This window comes from Alkalibaculum bacchi (genome assembly GCF_937875145.1).
GTDB classification, from domain to species: Bacteria; Bacillota; Clostridia; order Eubacteriales; family Alkalibacteraceae; genus Alkalibaculum; species Alkalibaculum bacchi_A.
Window position 1 is genome coordinate 1 of the sequence record NZ_CALNCS010000144.1, and the last position, 7328, is coordinate 7328.

Consider the following 7328-nt stretch of genomic DNA (forward strand, 5'->3'; position numbering starts at 1 on the left):
CCTTAAAAAATGTTAGTATATCCCTCTTTAAGGGCAATAAAAAGGTAAAAGAAGTTTTTGGCGAAATGCTCTTTACGCATTTTGGTCTTTCAGGTCCGGCCGTATTATCTTTAAGCTCTATTATAAAAGAAGAAGGTTCATATACTGTTAGAATCAATTTAAAACCTGCTCTTGATGAAACAACCCTAGATAGTAGGATTCTTAGAGATTTTGAAAAGTACGCTAATAAGAGTTTTAAAAATGCACTTGATGATTTGCTACCTAAAAAGATGATTCCGGTGATTATAGAACTAAGCGGCATCGATGAATACAAAAAAGTAAATCAAATAACAAAAGAAGAACGCAATAAAATCAGAGGAATTTTACAGAACTTAACCGTATCTATTAAGGGCAAAAGGCCTATTAATGAAGGTATTATCACCTCAGGTGGAATAAAAGTAAAAGAAGTAAACCCTGCAACGATGGAGTCTAAAGTAGTCGAAGGGCTTTATATAGTTGGTGAAGTATTAGATGTAGATGCTGTGACAGGAGGCTTTAATCTTCAAATTGCTTTTTCAACTGGGTATTTAGCAGGAATAAGCTGTTAAAGGAATGAAATAATGCTCAAATACATAAAATAGTAAAGATTGGTATCAATACGTAAGTAAAGGGCTTAATCCTTTTGCTGTTTGATAAGAATAGCTTACTTTTAATGTATCTAATGATTGTTAGGATTATATTGTATTGGAGTGTAGAATCTTGAAAAAATCTATTTCATTATTTGAGAAATTATTAGTTTCTGTAATTGTCTTTGCCTTTGGAGCAGTAGTACTCGTTCAAATCTTTGTAAATAACGATGTATTAGAGACGGTTAAGTCCAATGAGACGGGTATACCTGTTAGTTTAGAGGAGAGCACAATCTATATATCAAAAGGAAATCTTAGATTTAACTTTACAGGAGATAAAGGCGTTCAAATTTTTCTAAATGGAGAAAAAGTAAAGGAAGAGGACGAAAAGTCCCCTTTCGATCTAGAAGTAATAGATGGGGATGTAGTAGAAGTAAGAAACAACAATAGTGAAACCATCACCCTACACCTAATAGACGCAACAGATAACCTTATTACACCTAAAATGGGAAGCAAGTACGAGTGTGAAAAAGGGATGACGTATTTGTTTAAGGTAGAAATTCAAGAGAAGAGCTGATTTTTAAGGTGGTAAGGTGGTAAGGTGGTAAGGAAAACCACCCTCGCTTAAAGGCGAGACGGTTTTCCTTTCAGCTTTCAGCTTTTCCCGACCAAGGAGTCACTTTTACTTAAAATTTGCACCTTGCAACGTAAAACTTAGAACTTGAACGGAGGATTACATGAAAAATATACATATTGCAATTGATGGGCCTGCTGGAGCAGGGAAGAGTACCATTGCTAAAAGATTAGCACAAGAAATCCATATTGATTATTTAGATACTGGAGCTATGTATCGAGCCCTAACCTATCATATTTTGCAGTTAAACGTGGATGTAGAAGATGAAGAGACAATCATAAAGGAAGCCGAAAAAATCGACATCGATTTTAATAATAATTGCGTTTACTTAAATGGAATAAACGTAGATATTGATATTCGCACACAAAAAGTTAGCAATAATGTATCTGCAGTATCAAAATTTGCTAGAGTCCGTGAGCTTATGGTAGACAAGCAACGTGAAATCGCTAATGGTAAATCTGTTATAATGGATGGAAGAGATATTGGAACAGTTGTCCTACCTAAAGCAGAATACAAGTTTTATTTAGACGCGTCCATTGACATTCGAGCTCAAAGAAGATACGAACAATTAGACCAAAATATGGATATAGAAGAATTAAAGCGAGATATCGCAAATAGAGACAAAATGGATCAGACGAGAGAAGTTTCTCCTTTAAAAAAGGCAGAAGACGCTATTGTTATTGACACTAGTAATATGACAATTGATGAAGTTCTTCAAACTATGAAATCCATCATAAATGAAGAGGAAGGTGAGTAGATGGTTTATACATTTGTTCGATTTATCGTGAATGTTTGTATATCATGTATTTATAAGTTTGAAGTACAGCATAAAGAGAGAATTCCTCATTCAGGAGCGATAATCATTTGCTCTAATCACATTCATTGGATAGACCCCATCGTTCTAGCCTGTAAAGGCACCAAGAGGACAGTACACTTTTTAGGTAAGGCAGAGCTATTTAAAAATAGAGCTTTTGCTTGGCTCTTAAAGCATCTTAATGTGATTTCCATCAAAAGAGGGCAAAGTGATATTGGTGCCATTAAAAATTCTCTGACAGTTCTAAAAGAAAACCATACACTTGGTATTTTTCCAGAAGGTACTAGAGTAAAAGAAGGGGAAGAAAAGAAGGCGGAGGCAGGACTGGCTATGTTAGCTATAAAGTCTAAAGCTTTAGTCATTCCTATCGGAATTTCTGCAAATTACAAAATAGGAAGCAAAGTTACTGTAAATATTGGAGAACCTATTTCCTTAGAGTCTTATTATGGAAAAAAAGTGCCTAAAGAAAAGATGGAAGAAATCAGCGAAGACATCATGAATCAAGTACGAAAACTAGTAAGCAGATAAGAGAGGGATACAATGGAGATCATACTAGCGAAAACAGCAGGGTACTGTTTTGGTGTAAATAGAGCATTAGATGCTGTAGACAAAGCCATAGAAGATGGACAAGTTCACCTCATCCATACATTAGGTCCTATTATACACAATCCTCAAGTCATCGAAAAACTTGAAGAAAGGGGTGTCAAGACAGTACAAGGATTAGATGAAATCGAAAAAGGAACAATAGTCATACGATCTCACGGTGTTGGAGAAAATGTGATTAAGGAAGCAGAAGAGAAAAGCCTAAATCTTATCAATGCCACTTGTCCATATGTAAAGAATATTCAGAAGAGAGTAAAAAAATATTATGATGAAGATTATCAAATTGTAATCATTGGAAATAAGGACCATCCTGAAGTCAAGGGTATTAATGGATGGTGTAATAATAGCGGAATAATAGTAGATGATAAAAATAATGTGCCAAACGTAGCTAAATATGATAAAATATGCGTTGTAGCACAAACTACCATTACAAACGAATTATTTATAGCGATAACAGAAAAGATGAAAGAACAACATAATAATGTAGCTATATTTAATACCATATGTAATGCAACAAAAGAGCGCCAAGAAGAGACGAGAAGAATTGCACAGGATGTAGATTGCATGATCATCATTGGCGGGTATAATAGTTCTAATACGCAAAAATTAGTAAGTATCAGCAAAAAATATTGCAATAATACATTCCATATTGAGACGAAAAAAGATCTGGATATGGATAAAATAAAAAAATATGAAAAAGTAGGTATTTCTGCGGGGGCATCAACACCCCAATGGATTATCGAGGAGGTTATAAATTTTATGGAAAATCAAGAAAACAATATGGAAAACATGAACAGCACTTATGAGGACACCTTCAAAAGTTTTAGAAAGGGCAGCATTGTAGAGGGAAAAGTAATATCTGCATCAAAAGATGAAATTATCGTTAATGTAGGATATAAAACAGATGGAATCATCAAAAAATCTGAGTACACAAAAGATTCAGATGTAGACTTAAGTACAATAGTAAATCCACAAGATAATATTGAAGCATTGGTATTAAATATCGGTACCGATATTTAATACCAATGCTTCAATATTATCTTGTGGATTTACTATTGTACTTAAGTCTACATCTGAATCTTTTGTGTACTCAGATTTTTTGATGATTCCATCTGTTTTATATCCTACATTAACGATAATTTCATCTTTTGATGCAGATATTACTTTTCCCTCTACAATGCTGCCCTTTCTAAAACTTTTGAAGGTGTCCTCATAAGTGCTGTTCATGTTTTCCATATTGTTTTCTTGATTTTCCATAAAATTTATAACCTCCTCGATAATCCATTGGGGTGTTGATGCCCCCGCAGAAATACCTACTTTTTCATATTTTTTTATTTTATCCATATCCAGATCTTTTTTCGTCTCAATATGGAATGTATTATTGCAATATTTTTTGCTGATACTTACTAATTTTTGCGTATTAGAACTATTATACCCGCCAATGATGATCATGCAATCTACATCCTGTGCAATTCTTCTCGTCTCTTCTTGGCGCTCTTTTGTTGCATTACATATGGTATTAAATATAGCTACATTATTATGTTGTTCTTTCATCTTTTCTGTTATCGCTATAAATAATTCGTTTGTAATGGTAGTTTGTGCTACAACGCATATTTTATCATATTTAGCTACGTTTGGCACATTATTTTTATCATCTACTATTATTCCGCTATTATTACACCATCCATTAATACCCTTGACTTCAGGATGGTCCTTATTTCCAATGATTACAATTTGATAATCTTCATCATAATATTTTTTTACTCTCTTCTGAATATTCTTTACATATGGACAAGTGGCATTGATAAGATTTAGGCTTTTCTCTTCTGCTTCCTTAATCACATTTTCTCCAACACCGTGAGATCGTATGACTATTGTTCCTTTTTCGATTTCATCTAATCCTTGTACTGTCTTGACACCCCTTTCTTCAAGTTTTTCGATGACTTGAGGATTGTGTATAATAGGACCTAATGTATGGATGAGGTGAACTTGTCCATCTTCTATGGCTTTGTCTACAGCATCTAATGCTCTATTTACACCAAAACAGTACCCTGCTGTTTTCGCTAGTATGATCTCCATTGTATCCCTCTCTTATCTGCTTACTAGTTTTCGTACTTGATTCATGATGTCTTCGCTGATTTCTTCCATCTTTTCTTTAGGCACTTTTTTTCCATAATAAGACTCTAAGGAAATAGGTTCTCCAATATTTACAGTAACTTTGCTTCCTATTTTGTAATTTGCAGAAATTCCGATAGGAATGACTAAAGCTTTAGACTTTATAGCTAACATAGCCAGTCCTGCCTCCGCCTTCTTTTCTTCCCCTTCTTTTACTCTAGTACCTTCTGGAAAAATACCAAGTGTATGGTTTTCTTTTAGAACTGTCAGAGAATTTTTAATGGCACCAATATCACTTTGCCCTCTTTTGATGGAAATCACATTAAGATGCTTTAAGAGCCAAGCAAAAGCTCTATTTTTAAATAGCTCTGCCTTACCTAAAAAGTGTACTGTCCTCTTGGTGCCTTTACAGGCTAGAACGATGGGGTCTATCCAATGAATGTGATTAGAGCAAATGATTATCGCTCCTGAATGAGGAATTCTCTCTTTATGCTGTACTTCAAACTTATAAATACATGATATACAAACATTCACGATAAATCGAACAAATGTATAAACCATCTACTCACCTTCCTCTTCATTTATGATGGATTTCATAGTTTGAAGAACTTCATCAATTGTCATATTACTAGTGTCAATAACAATAGCGTCTTCTGCCTTTTTTAAAGGAGAAACTTCTCTCGTCTGATCCATTTTGTCTCTATTTGCGATATCTCGCTTTAATTCTTCTATATCCATATTTTGGTCTAATTGTTCGTATCTTCTTTGAGCTCGAATGTCAATGGACGCGTCTAAATAAAACTTGTATTCTGCTTTAGGTAGGACAACTGTTCCAATATCTCTTCCATCCATTATAACAGATTTACCATTAGCGATTTCACGTTGCTTGTCTACCATAAGCTCACGGACTCTAGCAAATTTTGATACTGCAGATACATTATTGCTAACTTTTTGTGTGCGAATATCAATATCTACGTTTATTCCATTTAAGTAAACGCAATTATTATTAAAATCGATGTCGATTTTTTCGGCTTCCTTTATGATTGTCTCTTCATCTTCTACATCCACGTTTAACTGCAAAATATGATAGGTTAGGGCTCGATACATAGCTCCAGTATCTAAATAATCAATATGGATTTCTTGTGCTAATCTTTTAGCAATGGTACTCTTCCCTGCTCCAGCAGGCCCATCAATTGCAATATGTATATTTTTCATGTAATCCTCCGTTCAAGTTCTAAGTTTTACGTTGCAAGGTGCAAATTTTAAGTAAAAGTGACTCCTTGGTCGGGAAAAGCTGAAAGCTGAAAGGAAAACCGTCTCGCCTTTAAGCGAGGGTGGTTTTCCTTACCACCTTACCACCTTACCACCTTAAAAATCAGCTCTTCTCTTGAATTTCTACCTTAAACAAATACGTCATCCCTTTTTCACACTCGTACTTGCTTCCCATTTTAGGTGTAATAAGGTTATCTGTTGCGTCTATTAGGTGTAGGGTGATGGTTTCACTATTGTTGTTTCTTACTTCTACTACATCCCCATCTATTACTTCTAGATCGAAAGGGGACTTTTCGTCCTCTTCCTTTACTTTTTCTCCATTTAGAAAAATTTGAACGCCTTTATCTCCTGTAAAGTTAAATCTAAGATTTCCTTTTGATATATAGATTGTGCTCTCCTCTAAACTAACAGGTATACCCGTCTCATTGGACTTAACCGTCTCTAATACATCGTTATTTACAAAGATTTGAACGAGTACTACTGCTCCAAAGGCAAAGACAATTACAGAAACTAATAATTTCTCAAATAATGAAATAGATTTTTTCAAGATTCTACACTCCAATACAATATAATCCTAACAATCATTAGATACATTAAAAGTAAGCTATTCTTATCAAACAGCAAAAGGATTAAGCCCTTTACTTACGTATTGATACCAATCTTTACTATTTTATGTATTTGAGCATTATTTCATTCCTTTAACAGCTTATTCCTGCTAAATACCCAGTTGAAAAAGCAATTTGAAGATTAAAGCCTCCTGTCACAGCATCTACATCTAATACTTCACCAACTATATAAAGCCCTTCGACTACTTTAGACTCCATCGTTGCAGGGTTTACTTCTTTTACTTTTATTCCACCTGAGGTGATAATACCTTCATTAATAGGCCTTTTGCCCTTAATAGATACGGTTAAGTTCTGTAAAATTCCTCTGATTTTATTGCGTTCTTCTTTTGTTATTTGATTTACTTTTTTGTATTCATCGATGCCGCTTAGTTCTATAATCACCGGAATCATCTTTTTAGGTAGCAAATCATCAAGTGCATTTTTAAAACTCTTATTAGCGTACTTTTCAAAATCTCTAAGAATCCTACTATCTAGGGTTGTTTCATCAAGAGCAGGTTTTAAATTGATTCTAACAGTATATGAACCTTCTTCTTTTATAATAGAGCTTAAAGATAATACGGCCGGACCTGAAAGACCAAAATGCGTAAAGAGCATTTCGCCAAAAACTTCTTTTACCTTTTTATTGCCCTTAAAGAGGGATATACTAACATTTTTTAAGG

10 protein-coding genes are annotated in these 7328 nt (G+C 34.2%); 5 read left to right on the forward strand and 5 right to left on the reverse strand.

The window, feature by feature from the left end; genetic code table 11:
* The 5 genes from Q7P22_RS09025 to ispH (Q7P22_RS09045) form a co-directional block, all read left to right on the forward strand.
* A partial coding sequence (locus Q7P22_RS09025) for an aminoacetone oxidase family FAD-binding enzyme (RefSeq protein WP_303863404.1) occupies positions 1-587 on the forward strand: 587 nt, incomplete at its 5' end.
* Between the two features lie 151 nt (positions 588-738).
* Entirely contained in the window at positions 739-1182 is a 444-nt protein-coding gene (locus Q7P22_RS09030; protein WP_113921112.1) for a hypothetical protein, read from the forward strand.
* Between the two features lie 160 nt (positions 1183-1342).
* Positions 1343-1996: a (d)CMP kinase gene (cmk, locus tag Q7P22_RS09035; protein ID WP_303863409.1), complete on the forward strand. Its 654-nt coding sequence runs from the start codon at positions 1343-1345 to the stop codon at positions 1994-1996.
* Positions 1997-2581 carry a 1-acyl-sn-glycerol-3-phosphate acyltransferase gene (locus tag Q7P22_RS09040; protein ID WP_303863412.1) on the forward strand — a complete coding sequence of 195 codons (585 nt, stop codon included), beginning with the start codon at positions 1997-1999 and terminating at the stop codon, positions 2579-2581.
* A 12-nt stretch (positions 2582-2593) separates the two neighbouring features.
* A complete protein-coding gene (gene ispH / locus Q7P22_RS09045) occupies positions 2594-3676 on the forward strand; it encodes a 4-hydroxy-3-methylbut-2-enyl diphosphate reductase (RefSeq protein WP_303863414.1) in 1083 nt (360 codons plus the stop codon).
* Here the strand turns inward: ispH (Q7P22_RS09045) and ispH (Q7P22_RS09050) are convergent.
* From ispH (Q7P22_RS09050) to Q7P22_RS09070, 5 genes are all read right to left on the reverse strand, one after another.
* The gene (gene ispH / locus Q7P22_RS09050; protein ID WP_303863414.1) at positions 3653-4735 is read right to left on the reverse strand and encodes a 4-hydroxy-3-methylbut-2-enyl diphosphate reductase; all 1083 of its coding nucleotides are present in this window, start codon (positions 4733-4735) and stop codon (positions 3653-3655) included. The genes ispH (Q7P22_RS09045) and ispH (Q7P22_RS09050) overlap by 24 nt on opposite strands.
* 12 nt (positions 4736-4747) lie before the next feature.
* Positions 4748-5332 (reverse strand): 1-acyl-sn-glycerol-3-phosphate acyltransferase, encoded by a 585-nt coding sequence (locus Q7P22_RS09055; protein ID WP_303863412.1) that lies wholly within the window; start codon positions 5330-5332, stop codon positions 4748-4750.
* Entirely contained in the window at positions 5333-5986 is a 654-nt protein-coding gene (gene cmk / locus Q7P22_RS09060; protein WP_303863409.1) for a (d)CMP kinase, read from the reverse strand.
* Between the two features lie 160 nt (positions 5987-6146).
* Positions 6147-6590, reverse strand: a complete 444-nt coding sequence (locus tag Q7P22_RS09065) for a hypothetical protein (RefSeq protein ID WP_113921112.1) — start codon at positions 6588-6590, stop codon at positions 6147-6149.
* Between the two features lie 151 nt (positions 6591-6741).
* Positions 6742-7328, reverse strand: a 587-nt coding sequence (locus tag Q7P22_RS09070; RefSeq protein ID WP_303863404.1) for an aminoacetone oxidase family FAD-binding enzyme, incomplete at its 5' end; no start/stop codon positions are given.

Coding starts and splice junctions, on each gene's coding strand:
- Q7P22_RS09040 (WP_303863412.1), top strand. CDS start 1,997: ATGGTTTATACATTTGTTCGATTTATCGTGAATGTTTGTATATCATGT.
- ispH (WP_303863414.1), top strand. CDS start 2,594: ATGGAGATCATACTAGCGAAAACAGCAGGGTACTGTTTTGGTGTAAAT.
- Q7P22_RS09055 (WP_303863412.1), bottom strand. CDS start 5,332: ATGGTTTATACATTTGTTCGATTTATCGTGAATGTTTGTATATCATGT.
- cmk (WP_303863409.1), bottom strand. CDS start 5,986: ATGAAAAATATACATATTGCAATTGATGGGCCTGCTGGAGCAGGGAAG.
- ispH (WP_303863414.1), bottom strand. CDS start 4,735: ATGGAGATCATACTAGCGAAAACAGCAGGGTACTGTTTTGGTGTAAAT.
- cmk (WP_303863409.1), top strand. CDS start 1,343: ATGAAAAATATACATATTGCAATTGATGGGCCTGCTGGAGCAGGGAAG.